An 18,146-nucleotide genomic window follows, 5' to 3' on the forward strand; every position below is an offset into this window, starting at 1 on the left:
GACGGACGACCCTCGAGGACCCGGACCGACCTCGTCGAACCGTGCGACGCGCACAATCCTCACGAGACCGTGATGTCTCGGACCGCGCGGTACCCCGGACTGTCGTAGATACTGAGCGAAGGTTTAGGGTTCGGCTGCCCGCTGCCTTGCAACCCTCGAGCGGGCCCGGACCAGAAGCGACAGCGCGGTGTGCAGCGAGGCCGGGGAGGGCTTCAGCCACGACGCTTTTGGGGGGCTAGGACCTATGGACCCGAACAACCCGGAACCCGAGGACTACGGCCGGGAAGGCGGGGCGGGCCCCGCGCCGCGCCAGCGCACGCCCCGGGAATCCCTCACCGCCGACTTCGGGCAGCCCGCGCTCGTCCGCACGGTGCGGCTCGTCTCCGGCGACTTCCTGCTGACCGTCAACCCCGTCGACGGCAGCGAGATCGAACCCTGCCCGCCCGCCGAACGGCCGGCCCGCCCCGCGAAGCGCACCGAGGACGGGCGCGCCGAGGTCGAGCGGGCCGCCAGGCCGCCCGTCCCGCCGGGACCCGCGCAGCTCCCGCTGCCGCTGCTGGCCCGTCAGGACGAGCGCGAGAGGCTGGTCCGGCTGCTGGCCCGCGGCCGCTCCGTACGGCTCACCGGCCCCGCGGGCTCAGGCCGCACCCGGCTCCTCGACGTCGTCGCCGAGGACTGCGCGGACCTCGCCCCCGACGGGGTCGTCCGCCTGAACGGCCACCGCCGTTCCGCCGACGACCTGCTGCACGACCTCTTCCACGCCGTCCACGACGCCCCGCTGCACCGCCCGGACCGGGACGAGGTCGCGGACCGCGTCCGCGAGATCGGCGCCGTCGTGGTCCTCGACGACCTGGAGTTCGGCGGCGCCGCCCTCGACGAGCTGCTGGACGCCACCCCCGAGTGCGCCTTCCTGTTCGGCGCCACCCCGGACGTGCCCGAGCCGTCCGCCGCCGCCGGCGTCGAGGAGGTCGCCCTGCCCGGTCTCGACCGCGCGGCCGGCCTCGAACTGCTCGAGCACGCCGTCGGCCGGAGCCTCACCGAGGAGGAGTCGAACTGGGCCGGCGACCTCTGGTTCGAGTCCGAGGGACTGCCGCTGCGCTTCGTCCAGGCCGGCGCCCTGCTGCGGCAGCGCGACCGGCTGCGGGCCGGCGCCGGGGCCGTCGACGAGTTCGGCGTCTTCGAGGACGTACGGCCCGAGGAGGCGTCCTGCGAGCCCGCCGACGGCGACGAGGTGCCGCTGCCCTCGCTCGGCGAGGCCGCCGCCCCCGCCCCGCTGCTCGCCTCACGGCTCAGTGCCTCCGCCCGCGCCACCCTGCGGTTCGCCGTCGCGCTCGACGGCGAGGTGCCCCACCAGGCGCACCTGCCCGCCCTGGTGGGCGACACCCACGCCGACGCCGCGCTCGGCGAGCTGGTCGCCTGCGGGCTGGTCTCCCCGGTCGGCTCCCGCTACCGGCTCGCCGCCGGGGTGCCGGCCCAGCTGGAGGCCGCCGGATACGCCGACGAGGCCGAGGACCGGGCCCGCGCCGCCGCCCAGCACTACGCCTGGTGGACCGGGCACCCCTCGGTCACCCCGGAACGGGTCTGCGCCGAGGCCGACGCGGTGCTCGTCGCGCTCACCCTGCTGTCGCCGCTCACCGCGGCCGCCGCCGAGGGCGAGCAGGGCACGGCCGTGCGGCTGGCCCGCACCGCCGCGCCCGCGTTCGCCGCGGGTCTGCACTGGAGCGCCTGGGAGAAGGCGCTGCGGGCCGGCGCGGAGGCCGCCCGGCTCGCGGGGGACGTGGCGGAACAGGCCTACTTCCACCACGAGCTCGGCGTCCACGCGCTGTGCGCCGGACAGCTCGACCGGGCGCGCGCCGAACTGGAGGCGTCCATCGGGCTGCGCGGTGCCCTCGCCGACAAGCGCGGCACCGTCGCGGGGCGCAGGGCGCTGGCGCTGGTCGCGGACCGCTCCGGGACCCCGCTGGCGATCGCGCCGGCCGCGGGGGAGGAGGTGCCCGAGGCCCCCTACGAGGAGCCGGCCGCACCGCCGCGCGGGGCGCCGACGGCCTTCCCCGACCTCCAGCCGCCCACCGACATCGCCCCGGTCGTCCACCGCACGGTGCCCTCGCCGTCGCCGTCCATGCCACCGGCCAAGCCGGGCGGCGGTCTCAAGGGGCTGGCCAGACGCAACCTGGTGGCGGCCGGCGCGGGCGCGCTGCTCGTCGCCGTGCTGGGCACGGTGGTCACCCTGGGCGCCACGTCGGAGAACGACGCCGGCACCCCGTCGGAGAACGTCGGCGTCAACCCGTCCGCCAGCCGGGGCGTCGACGACGGCGGCCTCGACGCGGACCCGGCGGCCGAGGAGGGCGGCGGCGACACCGGCGAGGCCACCGGCCGGCCGGCCGACCCGGGCCCGGACGGCACCCCGGGCACCTCCGACGACCCGACGCCCTCGGCCGACGCGTCCGAGGAGCCCTCGGAGGAGCCGAGCGGCACCACGAAGGAGCCGGAGGAGCCGTCGACGTCGCCGTCCGGGACGCCGTCGAAGACACAGCCGCCCAAGCCGTCCGGCAGCACGTCGCCGGGACCGTCCGATCCGGGGACCGAGGAACCCACCGAGGAGCCGACGGACCCCGGTACCGAGGAGCCGACGGACCCCGGGACCACGCCGGGAGAGCCGTCCACCAGCAACTCCGCCGACGGACCCGTCTCCTCCGCCCCCCTGGAGACCTCCGCGACCGCCTCCCGGAGCGCCACCGCCGGCACGCCCGGCGGCCCCGAGACGGTGATCTGACCGGCCGCGCACGACGGAGGGCCGGGTTCCCCACGGAACCCGGCCCTCCGTCCTGTCGCGGCGTACCGCTCAGAACAGCCGCAGCTTGTCGTCCTCGATGCCCCGCAGCGCGTCGTAGTCGAGGACCTGGCAGCCGATGCCCCGGTCGGTCGCGAGGACCCGGGCCTGCGGCTTGATCTCCTGCGCGGCGAAGACGCCCCGCACCGGGGCGAGATGGGGATCGCGGTTCAGCAGCTCCAGATAGCGCGTGAGCTGCTCCACGCCGTCGATCTCGCCGCGCCGCTTGATCTCCACCGCGACGGTCCGCCCCTCGGCGTCCCGGCACAGGATGTCGACGGGGCCGATCGCCGTCATGTACTCGCGGCGGATGAGGGTGTAGCCCTCGCCGAGGGTCTCGATGCGGTCGGCGAGCAGTTCCTGGAGGTGCGCTTCCACGCCGTCCTTGATCAGGCCGGGATCGACGCCCAGTTCGTGCGAGGAGTCGTGGAGGATCTCCTCCATCGTGATGATGAGCTTCTCGCCCGCCTTGTTGACGACGGTCCAGACGCCTTCCTCGTCGCCGCTGCCCTCCTTCAGCGTGCAGGGCGGCGACATCCAGTTCAGGGGTTTGTAGGCCCGGTCGTCGGCGTGGATCGAGACGCTGCCGTCCGCCTTGACCAGGATGAGACGGGGTGCCGACGGCAGGTGCGCGGTGAGCCGCCCGGCGTAGTCCACGGAGCAGCGGGCAATGACGAGACGCATGGTCGGCAACGCTACTCGACCGGCCCGCCCCGACGCGATTCGTCGTCGCACAGGAGTCCCGGGAGCCCCGGGACGCGTCCTGAATCTCCGGGAAAACACGCGTTTCGGCGGTGGCCGATTACCGGCCCACAGGAAGTCCCGCATCCGGGCATTCTCCTGGTGCCGTCACCGTCCGTTGCTTACGGTATTGAACGGGAGGTCGCGAACTGTGTACGCAGCGTGCCCGATGTCGCGCGCTCCCCTATCTGTCAGGCAACCCCTGTTCGTCGGGGGTGCGAGAGGAGAACCCATGTCGCTCGACGTCTCACCGGCCCTACTCGAACAGGCCGAGCGAGGCGAGGTCGACGAAGCGGAATTCGTCGACTGCGTCCGGACCTCCCTGCCCTTCGCATGGGAGATGATCAGCTCCCTGGTGGCCCAGCTGAAGGTGGACGGCGGAGCCTTCGCCGACAACCAGACGCCCCCGCCGGACGAGCAGGCACGCGGTCAGCTGCTGCGTGCACTCGCGAGTGACGCGATACGCGGCGCGCTGCAACGGCACTTCGGTGTACGGCTGGCCTTCCAGAACTGCCACCGGGTGGCCGTGTTCCCGCTTGACTCCTCGGTCGACGAGAAGCTGGCCCGCTTCACCTCGATGCGCGGTCAGATACTGAACCAGTCCCCGGAACTGCGCGACTGCTGAGGCACCCCACCGTTCGCTTGCCGCTCCGTACGCGGGAGGTGTAGTCGTACCGGGGCGGCAAGCCTGTGTGGACCCCGCTCGCTCAGACGAGTCGGGGCAGTACCTCGGCTCCGAGCCGCCGTACGTTCTCCTCGGTCGCCGCCAGGTCGCCGGACCCCTCGACGAGCAGGGCGAAGCGGGAGATGCCGGTCCGCTCGCTGGTCGCGGCGAGCCGGTCGGCGCACAGCCGCGGCGGACCCACCGGGTGCAGTCCGCAGAGCAGTTCGGTGTACGCCAGCGGGTCGCGCATCCGCCGCTGCCGTCCGTCCACCGTGACGTGGGCCTCGAGCCCCTGCTTCAGCCAGCCGGGCATCGCCTTCAGCAAGGTCTCCGCCGCGTCCGCGCGCCGGTCCGCGATCTGGCAGACACCGGCCGAGACATGGGCCGCGCGGTGGACCTCCCGGGCCGGCCGCCCGCACGCGCGGGCGTGCCGCCGCCACAGGGCGACCATCTCGGCCTTCTCCTCGTCCCCGATGTGCATGCCGAGCAGCATCGGCAGCCCGCGCTCGGCGGCCAGCCGCACGCTCGCCGGAGAGGTGCAGGCGACCACGACCTCGGGGCCCTCGGTCTCGGTCAGGGCCTCCGACGGACGGGGCACGACGGGCACCTCGCGGAACCGGAACCGCTCGCCGTCGGCCCCGACGGACGGCTCGCGCAGCCAGCGCACCAGCAGATCGAGCGACTCGGGGAACCCCTTCTCGTACGCCTCCAGGCCGGCCCCGAACACCTCCAGGTCGACCCACGGCCCGCCGCGCCCCACGCCCAGCGAGAATCTGCCGCCGCTCGTGAGGTGCAGCAGCGCGGCCTGCTCGCCGAGGGCGACGGGGTGGGTGGTGGGCAGCACGCTGACCGCCGTGCCGACCCGCAGCCGGCGGGTGCGGCCGAGCAGCAACGCGGCCAGGGTGACGGCCGACGGGCAGGTGCCGTAGGGCACGAAGTGGTGCTCGGCCAGCCAGGCCGTGTCGAGTCCGGCCTCCTCGGCGACCTCGGCCGAGCGGACCGCGCGGTGCAGCGCCTCTCCCTCGCCCTGCCCGGGGAACTGGGCGGCCAACACGAAACTTCCAACGCGCATCGCTTTCCTGCTTCCTTGGCTCCGACGCGGAGCTCCCCCGCAGGGCATAACCGCCCGACACGTGCCGAGGACACGGTCGGGCGAGGGATTTTGCGGATTGTCTGCAGAATCGGCCGCTCAGGAGGGACGTCGCACCACCATGGAGGGGACTTGTGAGCATTGGTGCCGTACGTGTACCCCTGCGCGCTCCGCGTAGGCTGGACGCGCCCCCAGCATCCTGTATAGCCCCGTGAGGTGTCCTGTGTCCCCGCGTCGCAACCGACCCAAGGGAGCCGGTTCGTCCGGCCGGAGCGCCGAGGACGACCGTTCCGGTCGTTACGGCGGCTGGCAGTCGACGGAGAGCTGGCAGGGCGAGGAGTGGAGCGTGCGGCACGTGGCGGGCGCCAGCGCCCAGGGCAAGGCCTACCGGTGCCCCGGCTGCGACCAGTTGATCCCGGACGGGACGCCGCACGTGGTGGCCTGGCCCGGGCACTCCGGCGTCGACGACCGCCGCCACTGGCACAAGGCGTGCTGGAACGCCAAGGACCGCCGCACCACGCGGGTGCAGCGGTCCCGTAACGCGCCGAGGTTCTGAACGCCGTTACACGTCCCGCTTCTGCAGCAGGGCGAAGGCGCCGCCGAGTGCGGCGGCCGTGGCGACCAGCACGATCCACAGCGGGTCCCAGCCCGACGGGCCGGAGTCGCTCAGCGAGTTGGCGTAGAAGATGCTCATCTGGTTCGGGATGGAGTACTCGAACAGCGCCTGCTGCACGTCCGCCAGCGAGGACGAGAACATGAACAGCGCGATCACCAGCGGGGCGAGCACGGCGCCGATCATGATGGTGATGGCGCCCGCCGAGTGCCGGATGATCGACCCGATCGCCAGCGACAGGGTGCCGAGCAGCGCCAGGTAGAGCGAGACGCCGACGGTGCCCTTCAGCCACTCCTCGCCGGTGGGCTCCTTGGCGTTGTGGCCCTCCAGCAGCGCGACGTGCAGGAAGCCGGTCAGCGTGGCGCACACCAGGGTCACCACGAAGGCGAGCAGGAAGAAGACCAGGGCCTTCGCCGCGAGCACCCGTCCGCGCGAGGGGCAGGCGACCATCGTGGTGCGGATCATGCCGGTGCCGTACTCCGACGCCGTGGTCAGCACGCCCAGCGTGATGACGCACATGCTGCCGAGGAGCAGTCCGAAGAAGCCGAGGGACAGCGGGCTCTCGCCGCCCATGTCGGCCTCGGCGTTCGACACCACCAGGCCGGTCAGCAGGCCGATGCCGACCACCAGCAGCACGAACACGCCCAGCGTCCACATGGTCGAGCGCACGGACTTGATCTTCGTCCACTCGGAGGCGAGCGCGTGCCCGAGGTGCGTACGGACCACGGGGATCGGCGAGGTGTACTGGGGGTACGGGGAGCCGGGCGCCGCCTGCCAGTCGGGTGCGGCGGTCTGCGGCATCGGGGGCGGGGGCGTGCTCATCGGGCGTCCTCGGGCTTGGTCAGGTCGGCGGCGGGAGCGGTGGGGGGCACGGCGGGGGCGGCGGGCGGCTCCGCCGGAGCCTGGGCGGGCTGCGCCTGGGGCGCGGGCTGCGCGTACGGGTTGGGGGCGGAGGCCCCCGGGGCCGCCGCGGGGGCGCCCGGTGCGCCGTACGGGCCGGCGGGGGCCTGCGCGGGCACGCCCTGCGGCGCGGTGAAGGGCTGCCCGCCCTGCTGGGGCGGCGGCGGGGCGTACCAGCCGGGCTGGCCCTGGCCCGGAACCGGCACCGGCGGCTGCGCGCCGGGCGGCAGCGGCTGCTGGAGCCCGGCCTTCTGGTCGGCGGTCGAGCGGTAGTCGACGACGCCCTGCGTCATCCGCATGTACGCCTCCTCCAGCGACGCCTGGTGCGGCGACAGCTCCCACAGCCGTACGCCGGAGTCGTGGGCGATGTCGCTGATGCGCGGCAGCGGCAGTCCCGTCACCCGCAGCGCGCCGTCCTGCTCGGGCAGCACGTGGCCGCCGGCCTCGGTGATCGCGGCGGACAGCTTCTCGCGCTGCTGCGGCTCGGTGTCGGGGGTGCGCACGCGCGCGAAGTCGGCGGAGTTGGCGGAGATGAAGTCCGTCACGCTCATGTCGGCGAGCAGCTGTCCGCGTCCGATGACGATGAGGTGGTCGGCGGTCAGCGCCATCTCGCTCATCAGGTGGGAGGAGACGAAGACCGTACGGCCCTCGGCGGCCAGCGCCTTCATCAGGTTGCGCACCCAGAGGATGCCCTCGGGGTCGAGGCCGTTGACCGGTTCGTCGAACAGCAGCACCTGGGGGTCGCCGAGCAGCGCGGCGGCGATGCCGAGCCGCTGGCCCATGCCCAGCGAGAAGCCCTTGGACCGCCTGCGCGCCACGTCGTGCAGGCCCACCACACCCAGCACCTCGTCCACCCGCCGGGCCGGGATGCCCGACAGCTGGGCCAGGCTCAGCAGGTGGTTGCGGGCGGACCGGCCGCCGTGCACCGCCTTGGCGTCCAGCAGCGCGCCGACCTGACGGGGGGCGTTGGGCAGCCTGCGGTACGGGTAGCCGCCGATCGTGACCTGTCCGGCGGTGGGGTTGTCCAGGCCGAGGATCATCCGCATCGTCGTCGACTTGCCCGAACCGTTCGGGCCCAGGAACCCGGTGACGGCGCCGGGACGCACCTGGAAGGAAAGGTTGTACACAGCGGTCTTGTCGCCGTACCGCTTGGTCAGGCCGACTGCCTCGATCATGCTCCGCACCCATCGAAAGGTTCAGGACAGCGGGGCACACGCCCCCGTAAGGGTTAGGAGCTTATCGAGGCGCTGACGGTTCCGCTCAAGCCGAGGTAAAAACCGGTCCCGCGCGGTCACTCACTGGGCGTCCCGCCTCTTCAGCAGGGCGTAGCCGCCGGCGACCGCCGCGAGCACCCAGAGCGCCATGATCGCCAGGCCGCCCCAGGGCCCGTACGGGGTGTCGTCGTCGAGGGGCGGCACCACCTCCATGATCTTGCTGCCCGCCTGGTCGGGCAGGAACCGGCCGACCTTCTTGGTGGCGTCGACGTTGCCGAGGACGTTGGAGATCAGGAAGAAGAACGGCATCAGGATGCCCAGCGACAGCATGGGGGAGCGCAGCATCGCGGCGACGCCCATGGAGAACAGCGCGATCAGCGTCATGTAGAGCCCACCGCCGATGACCGCCCGCAACACCCCGTCGTCGCCGATCGACGCCCGGTGCTCGCCGAGCATCGCCTGGCCGAGGAAGAACGCGGCGAAGCCGGTGGCCATGGAGACGACGAGGGCGAGCGCGGTGGCGACCACCAGCTTGCTCAGCAGGAAGGTGCCGCGCCGGGGGACGGCCGCCAGCGAGACGCGGATCATGCCGGTGCTGTACTCGTTCGACACCACCAGCACCCCGAACACGATCATCGCCAGCTGACCGAGGCTCATCCCGGCGAAGCTGATGAACGTCGGGTCGAAGGAGAGCCGCTCCCGCGCGTCCATGGTCGCGAACTCGTTCTTCGCCAGCGCCGAGATCAGCATGCCGAGCGCGATGGTGACGACCACCGCCAGGGACAGCGTCCACACGGTGGACGCCACCGACCGGATCTTGGTCCACTCCGACCGGACGACCTGCGTCACCGCCATGCTCATCCCCTCTTCCAGTCGGCGCCCCACTGCCGCGGGGGACCGGGGGCGCCGGTGTGCGCGTGGTACTCCACCGACTGGGCGGTCAGCCGCATGAACGCCTCCTCCAGGGAGGCCTGCCGCGGGCTCAGTTCGTGCAGCACCAGCTGGTGCCGGGCCGCCAGCTCCCCGATGTGCTCGGCCTTGGAGCCGTCCACCTCCAGTGCCCCGTCGCCGCTCTCCACGGCGGTGATCCCGGCCCGGTGCAGCACGTCGAGCAGCCGCTCGCGCTGCGGGCCGCGGACACGGACGTACGAGCGGGAGTTGCGCTCGATGAACTCGGCCATGGAGGTGTCGGCGAGCAGCCGGCCCTGGCCGATGACGACGAGGTGGTCGGCGGTCAGCGCCATCTCGCTCATCAGGTGGGAGGAGACGAAGACCGTACGGCCCTGGGCGGCGAGCGATTTCATCAGCGTGCGGATCCAGTGGATGCCCTCGGGGTCGAGGCCGTTGACCGGCTCGTCGAACATCAGGATCCGCGGGTCGCCGAGCAGCGCGGCGGCGATGCCGAGCCGCTGGCCCATGCCGAGCGAGAACCCCTTGGCCTTCTTCCGCGCCACCGCCGTCAGGCCGACCGCGTCCAGCACCTCGTGCACCCGCCGCCGCGGGATGCCGTTGCTCTGCGCGAGGCACAGCAGGTGGTGGTAGGCGCTGCGGCCCGGGTGCGCGCCCTTGGCCTCCAGCAGGGCGCCGATGCGGGTCAGCGGATCCCGCAGCCGCTCGTAGTGCGTGCCGTCGATCCGCACGTCCCCGGCGGTCGGGTGGTCCAGGCCCAGGATCATCCGCATGGTGGTCGACTTGCCGGCGCCGTTCGGGCCGAGGAAGCCCGTGACGATGCCCGGCCGGACGGTGAAGGTCAGGCCGTCGACGGCCACCTTCTCGCCGTACCGCTTGGTCAGCCCCTCGAGCTCGATCATGCGGCCACGCTAGAACGGGACAAAGCCCCCTGCCACCGCAGTGGCAGGGGGCTGCGCCGATGCGCCGGTCGTCGTTACCGGGACTGCTGGGCCGGGACCCCGCGGGAGATCGGCTCGTCCTCGGTGGCCGGGGTGCCGGTCGCGGCCACCGCGGCGCCGGTGAGCGTGGCGAGCATCTCGCGGACGTTCGTCAGCTGGGCGTTGATCGAGTCGCGGCGGTTGGTCAGCGCCGCCAGCTCGCGCTCGGATTCCGAACGGATCCGGTCGGCCTTGGCGTTGGCGTCGGCCACGATGTCCTCGGCCTGACGCTGGGCCGTCTCCACCGTCTGACGGGCCCGGCGCTCGGCGTCGGTGCGCAGCTTCTCGGCCTCCAGTCGCAGCTGCTCCGCGCGGTGCTCGATCTCCGCGAGACGCTTCTCGGCCTTCTGCTGGCGCGAGGCCAGGTCGCGCTCGGACTGCTCGCGGCGCTTGGCGAGGTTCGTCTCGAAGTCGGCGGCGGCCTGCGCGGCCTTGGCACGGGTCTCCTCGAAGAGGGCGTCCGCCTCCTCCCGCTTGGACTGCGCGTCCTTCTGCGCCTCGGAACGCAGCTGGGCGGCCTCGCCCTGGGCCTTCTCGACGATCCGCGCGCCCTCGTCCTCCGCCTTCGCCTTGCGCTCGGCGGCGTACGACTCGGCGTCGTTGCGCACCTGCTGGGCGGCCGACTCGGCGAGCTCGCGGTGCTGCTCCGCGGCGCGCCGGGCCTCCTCGCGCAGGTCCTTCGCCTCCTCCTCGGCGAGGCGGAGGATCTTCTCCACGCGCGCGCCGAGACCCGCGTACGACGGCTCGGCGTCGTTGACCTGGGCCTGGGCGTTCTGGGTCTCGAGGTGGAGCTCTTCGATGCGCTTTTCCAGAGCGGTGATGCGGGCGAGCGCGCTGTCACGGTCGGAGAGGACCTTGGAGATGTACTCGTCCACCTGAGCGCGGTCGTACCCACGCCGCACGTGCTCGAAGCCGTAGGGGGAAGTGTCGCTCATGGGGTTCCTGTCGAGAAGAGACCGGGTGAGGTGATAGAGGGAATCCTAGGCGTCCATGCGGCGTGTCATCGAGCGGATGCACGTTTGATATGCAGAATGACACCCCTTTTGGGTGGCGCGCCGGGGGAAGGCTTGCCAAAACCGTGCTCAAAGCCCTCACCGTACAAGGGATTTCGCCCGCCTTGCTAGCTATCGGATGATTTGCCACCCGTACGGGTACCACCCGCCGAGGCCCCCGCCTTGACCCCGCCGTCCTTGCCGCCCGAGGGGGCCTCGAAGGACTCCAGCGCCTCCAGCACGTCCTGCACGCGGGAGATCTCGGCGTTGATGTCCTCCCGGCGCCGCACCAGCACCTCCAGCTCGCGCTTGCCCTCCTCGACCGTGCGCCGCGCCTCCCGGACCGCCTCGGCCTTCAGCTCCTCGGCCTCCTTCACCAGCGTGGCCTTCTTCTGCTCCGCCTCCTTCAGCAGACCCTCGGCCTTCTTCACGGCGGCGATGCGCACCTTGCCGGCCTCGGAGTTGGCCTCGGAGACGATCTCCTTGGCCTTCGCCTCCGCCTTGGCGAGCTGCTCCTCGGCGGCCTTGATGAGCGCGTCGCAGCGGTCGCCCGTCGACTTCATCGTCTCGGCCGCCTCCCGGCGGGCCCGCTCGTGCAGCTCCTCGATCTCACGGGTGATCCGGGCGTGCAGCTCCTCGGCGCGCTCCCTGATCTGCGTCGCGTCCCGGCGCGCGCCGACCAGCAGCTCGTCCGCGTCCGTACGGGCCTTCTCCACCCGCGTGTTGCCCTCGACGGTCGCCTCGGAGACGATCCGCTCGGCCTCCTGCCGGGCCGCGCCGACCATCGTGTCCGCCTGCGACTCGGCCTCCGCCGTCGTCTTCAGCGCCTGCTGCTGCGCCTCGGTGAGCAGCTTGTCCGCCTCGGCGGTGGTCTCCGTGATGAGCGTGTCCACCTGCTCGGCCGCCTCGGAGCGCCGCTTGTTGGCCTCCTTGCGGGCCTCGTCCAGCGTCCGCTCCGCCTCCTCGCGCGCGGCGGACACCACACGCTCGGCCTCCGACTCCGCGCCGGACTTGACCCGCTCGGCCTCCTGACGGATCCGCTCCGCGTGCGCCTGCGCCGACCCGACCGCCTCCGCGGCCTCGGCCCGCAGCCGCTCCGCGTCCCCGGTGGCGTCCGCGATCAGCTTCTCCGCCTTGGCGACCGACTCCGACCGCACCCGCTCGGCCTCGGCGACCGTCTCCATGCGCAGCCGGTCGGTCTCCGCGACCGTCTCCTCGGTGAGCCGCTCGGCCTCACCGCGGGCCTCGGTGATGAGGGTGTCCACCTGGGCCGCCGCGTCCGAACGGATCCGGTTGGCGTCCTCCCGGGCGTCCGCCCGGGTGCGCGCCGCGGCCTGCTCCGCCTCGGCGATCGCGTCCGACGCCTCCGTGCGCACCCGCTGGGCGTGCTCGGACACGTCCGCACGGATCCGTTCGGCCTCCGTGATGGCCTCGGACACCGTCCGCTCGGCCAGCGCCTTGGCGGCCTCCGTCTCCTCCTGGACCTCGCGCCGCAGCCGGCCCGCGTCCTCGCTCGCCCGCTCCCGCTCCGCGTAGGCGTCGGCGCGGACCCGGTCCGCCTCCTCCTCGGCCTCGCGGCGGGTGCGCTCCGCCGCGTGGTCGGCGGCGCTGCGCAGCCCGGCGATCTCCTCCTGCGCCTGCTCGTGCAGCCCCGCCACGGAGTCCCGCACCTGCTGCGCGTGCTGCTCGGCCGCCGACACCATCTCGGTGGCGCGCCGGTCGGCCTCCTCGACCAGCCGTACGGCCTCGGCCTGCGCCTCCTCCACACGGGTGCGCGCCGACGCCAGCAGCTCCTCGCTCTGCTCGCGGGCCCGCTCACGCTCCTGGTCGGCCTCCTGCCGGGCCGCGCCGAGGAGTTCCTCGGCCTCGCGGCGGCGCCGGGCGGCCTCCTCCTGCGCGGCGGCCAGCGTCTCCGAGGCCTCCGTGGAGATCCGCTCGGCGGCGGCCTGTGCCTCCGCGCGCATCCGGTCGGCGCTGTCCTGCGCCTCCGTCTTCAGCCGCTCCGCCTCGGCGGCGGCCTCCGACCGCAGCCGTACGGCGACGGCCTCGCCCTCCGCGCGGGACGCCGACGCGTCCGCGGCGGCCTCGTCCCGCAGCCGCTCGGCCTCCGTCTCCGCCTGCTGCCGCAGCGTGCGGATCCGCTCGGCGGCCTCCGACCGCAGCCGTTCGCTCTCCTCGGACGCCTCCCGGCGGATCCGTTCGGCCTCCTCGCGCGCGTCGCCCAGCGCCTGCTCGGCGGCGGCGAGCCGCTCCTCGGCCTCCGCGTGCAGCCGGGTCAGCTCCTCGGCGGCCTCCGCGCGGCGGGCCTCGACGGCCCGCTCGGTCTCCTCGCGCAGCTCGCGCGCGGCCCGCTCGGCGTCCTCCTTGAGCGCGTCGGCCTGCTCGACGACCTCCGCACGGTGCCGTTCGGCCTCCTCGCGGGTGCGCTCCAGCGTCTCCTCGGCCTGCCGGCGCAGCGTGGTGGCCCGCTCGATGGCCTCGGTGCGGACCTTCTCGCTGTCCGTCTGCGCGGTGGAGCGCAGCTCGTCGGCGTCCGCCTTCGCCTTGGCGAGCAGCTCCTCGGCGGACTTCGCCGCCTCCTCGATCTGCGCCACGGCCTCCTTGCGGGCCTCCGCGCGGATCTTCTCGCCCTCGGCGACCGCGTCGGCGCGCAGCTGCTCGGCCTCGCCGCGCAGCCGGCGCGCCTCCTCCTGCAGCTCGACCGTCTTGGCGCGGTACTCCTTGGTGTCGTCCTTCGCCGCGCCCTTGAGCTGCTCGGCGATGTCGTGCGCCTCGGAGCGCAGCCGGTCGGCCTCGGCCTCGGCCTCCCGGCGGATCCGCTCGGCCTCCTCGGCCGCCGCGCGGGTGGTCCGCTTGGCCTCCTCCGACGCCTTGTTGAGGACGTCCTCGGCGGTCTTGGCGGCCTTGGACAGCTGGGTGGCGGACTCCTCCGCGGTGAGCGCGCGGGCCTTCTCGGCGGCCTCGGCGACGATCTTCTCGGCCTCCGCGCGGGCCTCGGCGACCAGCTGCTCGGCGTCCGCCTTGGTGGCCTCCGCCTCCTTGGTGGCCTCGCTGACCAGCCGCGCCACCTGCTCCTTGGCGGTCCGCGTCCGGGTCTCGTTGGCGGACTCGGCGGAGGCGAGCGCCTTCGAGGCGGCCTCCTTCGCCTCGGCGAGCACCTTCTCCGCCTCGGCACGGGCCTCGCGCAGCGCGGTCTCCGCCTCGGACATCCGCTCCTCGGCGGCCCTGCCGAGCTCCTGCGCCTGACGGCGCGCGGCCTCCGACTCGGTCGCCGTGGACGTGCGCAGCTGCTCGGCGTGGTCGGTGGCCTCCTGGGCCTGCATGGAGGCGGCGTTCAGCAGTCGCTCGGCGTCCGCGCGGGCCCGGCGCAGCAGCTGTTCGGCCTCCGCGCGGGCCGCCTCGGCGTCGTTCTGCAGCCGCTGGCGGGCCTCGGCGGTCAGCCGCTCCGCCTCCGCGCGGGCGGCCGCCAGGGCCTGTTCGGCCTCCGCCCGGGACTCGTCGAGCAGCCGGCGGGCCTGCTGCTCGGTGCGGGCGCGCAGTTGCTCCGCCCAGGCCACGTTCTCGTTGACGTGCGACTCGACGGTCTGCCGGCGCTCCGCCAGCTCCTGGTCGAGCTGCTGGCGCCGGGTCACCGCCTCCTGGTGCAGCTCCGCCTGGAGCCGGGCGGCCTGCTCCGCGTGCTCCTGGAGGATCCGCTGGGTCTGCGCCCGCGCCTGGCTCAGCTCCCGCTCGGCGTCCGCGCGGAGCTGGTCGGCCTGCAGCTGCGCGTTGCGCAGCAACTGCTCGGCCTGGTAGCCGATGTCGCCGCCGTCGTACGCGGGCCGGGACATGATGGTGCGCCGCGCCTCGTGCAGCTTGGCGCGCAGCACCTCGACCTGGTAGCCGAGGTCCTCGGCGTGCTGGATCGCCTTTTCCCGCTCGGTCTTCAGCCGCTTCATCTCGGCTTCGAACCGAGAGAGGTGGTCGACGTCAGCCGCCGGCTCTCGCTCCTGGCTCTCGTAGCCCCGCACTGCGCGGTCCCATCCGTCCCCTGGTCGCTAGTCTGGCCGGGTCCCGTCCATCCGCCGGACGGAGCCCCCGGGGAATGGTGTCAGATCAACGGCGGAGCATGGGCTGCTGCCCCGCGCTCGCCCCCCGAAACCCGGACCCCGGCGATCCCGTCGCCAAAGACGACGGGACTCGGTCACCACGGATCGAGCGGCGACCGGACCGGACCCAACCCTACCGGCCCTTATGTACGTGGGTCAGTGCTCGGACGACTCAACCGGGGCCGAAGTGACCAGTTCGGTCAGTACTCCGTGGCAGTCCTTGGGGTGCAGGAAGGTGATTCGTGACCCCATGGAGCCGCGCCGGGGCTCTTCGTACAGAACGCGTACGCCCTTGTCCTTGATGCCGGCGGCCTCCGCGTCCACGTCCGCCGTGCCGAAGGCGATGTGGTGGACGCCCTCGCCGTTCTTCGCCAGCCACTTGGCGACGGTGGAGTCCTCCCGGGTCGGCTCGAGGAGCTGCAGGTAGGAGGCCCCGCCGTCGGAGGTGTCGTTGATCTTGAGCATGGCCTCGCGCACGCCCTGCTCCTCGTTGACCTCGGAGTGGAACACCTCGAAGCCGTAGGTGGCCCGGTAGAACTCGACGGTTTCGTCGAGGTCGAAACAGGCGATCCCGATGTGGTCGATTCGCGTCAGCATGGATTCAGTGCAGCGCTCCCGCGGTGGTTACGCAACGTGCGCGCGATCACACCGAAAGGCCGATGACGGGGTCCGCCGCACGTCAGTACATTCGAAGTAAACCCTCGTTCACTCCTCGGCTGTGCAGCCGGAAGGGGACCGCAGCTCATGACCTCTGCATCATCCGCATCTTCCGCAACGAACGGCACGACCTCCGTCATCGTCGCGGGCGCCCGCACCCCCATGGGGCGGCTGCTCGGCTCGCTGAAGTCCTTCTCCGGAGCCGATCTCGGCGGCTTCGCGATCAAGGCCGCCCTCGACCGCGCGGGGATCGGCGGCGACCAGGTCCAGTACGTGATCATGGGACAGGTGCTCCAGGCCGGGGCGGGGCAGATCCCGGCCCGCCAGGCCGCCGTCAAGGCCGGCATCCCGATGAACGTCCCGGCGCTGACCGTCAACAAGGTGTGCCTCTCCGGCCTCGACGCCATCGCGCTCGCGGACCAGCTGATCCGCGCCGGCGAGTTCGACGTGATCGTCGCCGGCGGCCAGGAGTCCATGACCAACGCCCCGCACCTGCTGCCGAAGTCCCGCGAGGGCTTCAAGTACGGCGCGGTGCAGATGCTCGACGCCATGGCGCACGACGGTCTGACCGACTCCTTCGAGAACATCGCCATGGGCGAGTCCACCGAGAAGCACAACACCCGCCTCGGCATCGCCCGTCCCGAGCAGGACGAGATCGCCGCCCTCTCCCACCAGCGGGCCGCCGCGGCGCAGAAGAACGGCGTCTTCGACGCCGAGATCACCCCGGTCGAGATCCCGCAGCGCAAGGGCGACCCGGTGCTGTTCAGCAAGGACGAGGGCATCCGCGGCGACACCACCGCAGAGTCCCTCGGCGCGCTGCGTCCCGCCTTCGCCAAGGACGGCACCATCACCGCCGGCTCCTCCTCGCAGATCTCGGACGGGGCGGCGGCCGTGGTCGTGATGAGCAAGGCCAAGGCGCAGGAGCTGGGACTGGACTGGATCGCCGAGATCGGCGCCCACGGCAACGTGGCCGGACCCGACAACTCCCTCCAGTCGCAGCCGTCCAACGCGATCCGGCACGCCCTGAAGAAGGAGGGCCTGGAGGTCTCCGACCTCGACCTCATCGAGATCAACGAGGCCTTCGCGGCGGTCGCCGTGCAGTCAATGAAGGACCTGGGCGTTTCCACCGAAAAGGTGAACGTCAACGGCGGCGCCATCGCGCTGGGTCACCCGATCGGGATGTCCGGCGCCCGGCTCGTGCTGCACCTGGCGCTGGAGCTGAAGCGGCGCGGCGGCGGTGTCGGCGCGGCGGCGCTGTGCGGCGGCGGCGGCCAGGGCGACGCGCTGATCGTGCGGGTGCCCAAGGCCTGAGCCGGGTTCTCCGCGCAGGTTTGCTGATTTCCCTCTCGTGAACGGAGCTGTGATGCAGGACGTCTCCTCGCTGGTCGCCCGGGCCAGGGAAGGCCGGCCACGGGCCGTGGCCCGGCTGATCTCCCTGGTGGAGGGGGCGTCCCCGCAGCTCAGGGAGGTCATGGCGGCCCTGGCGCCGCTCACCGGGAACGCGTACGTGGTCGGCCTGACCGGCTCCCCGGGCGTGGGCAAGTCGACGTCCACCTCGGCGTTGGTGACCGCCTACCGCAAACAGGGCAAGCGGGTCGGTGTCCTGGCCGTCGACCCGTCCTCCCCCTTCTCCGGGGGCGCCCTGCTCGGCGACCGCGTCCGCATGTCGGAGCACGCCTCCGACCCGGGCGTCTACATCCGCTCCATGGCGACGCGCGGCCACCTGGGCGGCCTCGCCTGGGCCGCGCCGCAGGCCATCCGGGTCCTGGACGCGGCGGGCTGCGACGTGATCCTGGTCGAGACGGTCGGCGTCGGCCAGTCGGAGGTCGAGATCGCCTCCCAGGCCGACACCTCCGTGGTCCTGCTGGCCCCCGGCATGGGCGACGGCATCCAGGCGGCGAAGGCCGGAATCCTGGAGATCGGCGACGTCTACGTCGTCAACAAGGCCGACCGCGACGGCGCCGACGCCACCGCCCGCGAGCTGAACCACATGCTCGGCCTCGGCGAGTCCCGCGCCCCCGGCGACTGGCGCCCCCCGATCGTCAAGACGGTCGCCGCCCGCCAGGAGGGCGTCGACGAGGTCGTCGAGGCCCTGGAGAAGCACCGCGCCTGGATGGAGGAGCACGGCGTCCTGACCACCCGCCGCCTGGCCCGGGCCTCCCGCGAGGTCGAGACGATCGCGGTCACGGCCCTCCGCGAACGCATCGGCGACCTCCACGGCGACCGCCGCCTGGACGCGCTCGCGGAACGCATCATCGCGGGCGAACTGGACCCGTACCGGGCGGCGGACGAACTGGTGGAGGGCCTGACACGGGGCTGACCTCCCAGCCCGTCCGGCGGCGACCGGTCCGTCCGGCGCTTGAGGACGAGGCCCGTCCAGGGCCGCAGCGGGGGCCTGGGGCGCAGCCCCCGGGGGAGGGGGAGGGAGGTGAGGGCGGGGGCGGGAACCCGCTGCGCCCGTCCTCACC

General features: G+C 73.0%; 14 protein-coding genes. 5 read left to right on the top strand and 9 right to left on the bottom strand.

Annotated features, from left to right (window positions below):
- Positions 1 to 244: 244 nt before the first annotated feature.
- Positions 245 to 2,773, top strand: a complete 2,529-nt coding sequence (locus ABTY20_RS03200; RefSeq protein ID WP_351995286.1) for an ATP-binding protein — start codon at positions 245 to 247, stop codon at positions 2,771 to 2,773.
- Between the two features lie 69 nt (positions 2,774 to 2,842).
- On the opposite strand, the gene nucS is transcribed toward ABTY20_RS03200, so the two are convergent.
- A complete protein-coding gene (gene nucS / locus ABTY20_RS03205) occupies positions 2,843 to 3,514 on the bottom strand; it encodes an endonuclease NucS (RefSeq protein ID WP_351995287.1) in 672 nt (223 codons plus the stop codon).
- Between the two features lie 289 nt (positions 3,515 to 3,803).
- Here nucS and ABTY20_RS03210 point away from each other — a divergent pair, with 289 nt between their 5' ends.
- Entirely contained in the window at positions 3,804 to 4,196 is a 393-nt protein-coding gene (locus tag ABTY20_RS03210; RefSeq protein WP_351995288.1) for an SCO5389 family protein, read from the top strand.
- A gap of 82 nt (positions 4,197 to 4,278) precedes the next feature.
- Here ABTY20_RS03210 and ABTY20_RS03215 read toward each other — a convergent pair whose 3' ends face one another.
- Positions 4,279 to 5,307 carry an LLM class flavin-dependent oxidoreductase gene (locus ABTY20_RS03215; protein ID WP_351995289.1) on the bottom strand — a complete coding sequence of 343 codons (1,029 nt, stop codon included), beginning with the start codon at positions 5,305 to 5,307 and terminating at the stop codon, positions 4,279 to 4,281.
- A gap of 241 nt (positions 5,308 to 5,548) precedes the next feature.
- On the opposite strand from ABTY20_RS03215, the gene ABTY20_RS03220 reads away from it, so the two are divergent.
- On the top strand, positions 5,549 to 5,881 hold the full coding sequence (locus ABTY20_RS03220; protein ID WP_351995290.1) for an Rv1322 family protein: 333 nt from the start codon (positions 5,549 to 5,551) through the stop codon (positions 5,879 to 5,881).
- Between the two features lie 6 nt (positions 5,882 to 5,887).
- On the opposite strand, the gene ABTY20_RS03225 is transcribed toward ABTY20_RS03220, so the two are convergent.
- From ABTY20_RS03225 to mce, 7 genes are all read right to left on the bottom strand, one after another.
- Positions 5,888 to 6,760 carry an ABC-2 transporter permease family protein gene (locus ABTY20_RS03225; protein ID WP_351995291.1) on the bottom strand — a complete coding sequence of 291 codons (873 nt, stop codon included), beginning with the start codon at positions 6,758 to 6,760 and terminating at the stop codon, positions 5,888 to 5,890.
- The gene (locus ABTY20_RS03230; protein ID WP_351995292.1) at positions 6,757 to 8,013 is read right to left on the bottom strand and encodes an ABC transporter ATP-binding protein; all 1,257 of its coding nucleotides are present in this window, start codon (positions 8,011 to 8,013) and stop codon (positions 6,757 to 6,759) included. The genes ABTY20_RS03225 and ABTY20_RS03230 overlap by 4 nt, the downstream gene beginning before the upstream one ends.
- 120 nt (positions 8,014 to 8,133) lie before the next feature.
- Entirely contained in the window at positions 8,134 to 8,907 is a 774-nt protein-coding gene (locus tag ABTY20_RS03235) for an ABC transporter permease (RefSeq protein ID WP_351995293.1), read from the bottom strand.
- Between the two features lie 2 nt (positions 8,908 to 8,909).
- Positions 8,910 to 9,863 (bottom strand): ABC transporter ATP-binding protein, encoded by a 954-nt coding sequence (locus tag ABTY20_RS03240; protein ID WP_351995294.1) that lies wholly within the window; start codon positions 9,861 to 9,863, stop codon positions 8,910 to 8,912.
- A gap of 74 nt (positions 9,864 to 9,937) precedes the next feature.
- Positions 9,938 to 10,876: a coiled-coil domain-containing protein gene (locus tag ABTY20_RS03245; RefSeq protein ID WP_351995295.1), complete on the bottom strand. Its 939-nt coding sequence runs from the start codon at positions 10,874 to 10,876 to the stop codon at positions 9,938 to 9,940.
- A gap of 185 nt (positions 10,877 to 11,061) precedes the next feature.
- The gene (scy, locus tag ABTY20_RS03250) at positions 11,062 to 14,943 is read right to left on the bottom strand and encodes a polarized growth protein Scy (RefSeq protein WP_351995296.1); all 3,882 of its coding nucleotides are present in this window, start codon (positions 14,941 to 14,943) and stop codon (positions 11,062 to 11,064) included.
- A 234-nt stretch (positions 14,944 to 15,177) separates the two neighbouring features.
- Complete coding sequence (gene mce, locus ABTY20_RS03255; RefSeq protein WP_351995297.1) at positions 15,178 to 15,618, bottom strand: methylmalonyl-CoA epimerase; 441 nt, start codon at positions 15,616 to 15,618, stop codon at positions 15,178 to 15,180.
- A 147-nt stretch (positions 15,619 to 15,765) separates the two neighbouring features.
- Here mce and ABTY20_RS03260 point away from each other — a divergent pair, with 147 nt between their 5' ends.
- Together ABTY20_RS03260 and meaB are read left to right on the top strand one after the other, a co-directional pair.
- Positions 15,766 to 16,989, top strand: coding sequence for an acetyl-CoA C-acetyltransferase (locus tag ABTY20_RS03260; RefSeq protein WP_351995298.1), 1,224 nt, complete (start codon positions 15,766 to 15,768; stop codon positions 16,987 to 16,989).
- 52 nt (positions 16,990 to 17,041) lie between these two features.
- The gene (gene meaB, locus ABTY20_RS03265; RefSeq protein ID WP_351995299.1) at positions 17,042 to 17,998 is read left to right on the top strand and encodes a methylmalonyl Co-A mutase-associated GTPase MeaB; all 957 of its coding nucleotides are present in this window, start codon (positions 17,042 to 17,044) and stop codon (positions 17,996 to 17,998) included.
- Positions 17,999 to 18,146: the final 148 nt, after the last annotated feature.

The organism is Streptomyces sp. NPDC126497, assembly GCF_040302425.1.
In the GTDB taxonomy this organism is placed as follows: Bacteria; Actinomycetota; Actinomycetes; order Streptomycetales; family Streptomycetaceae; genus Streptomyces.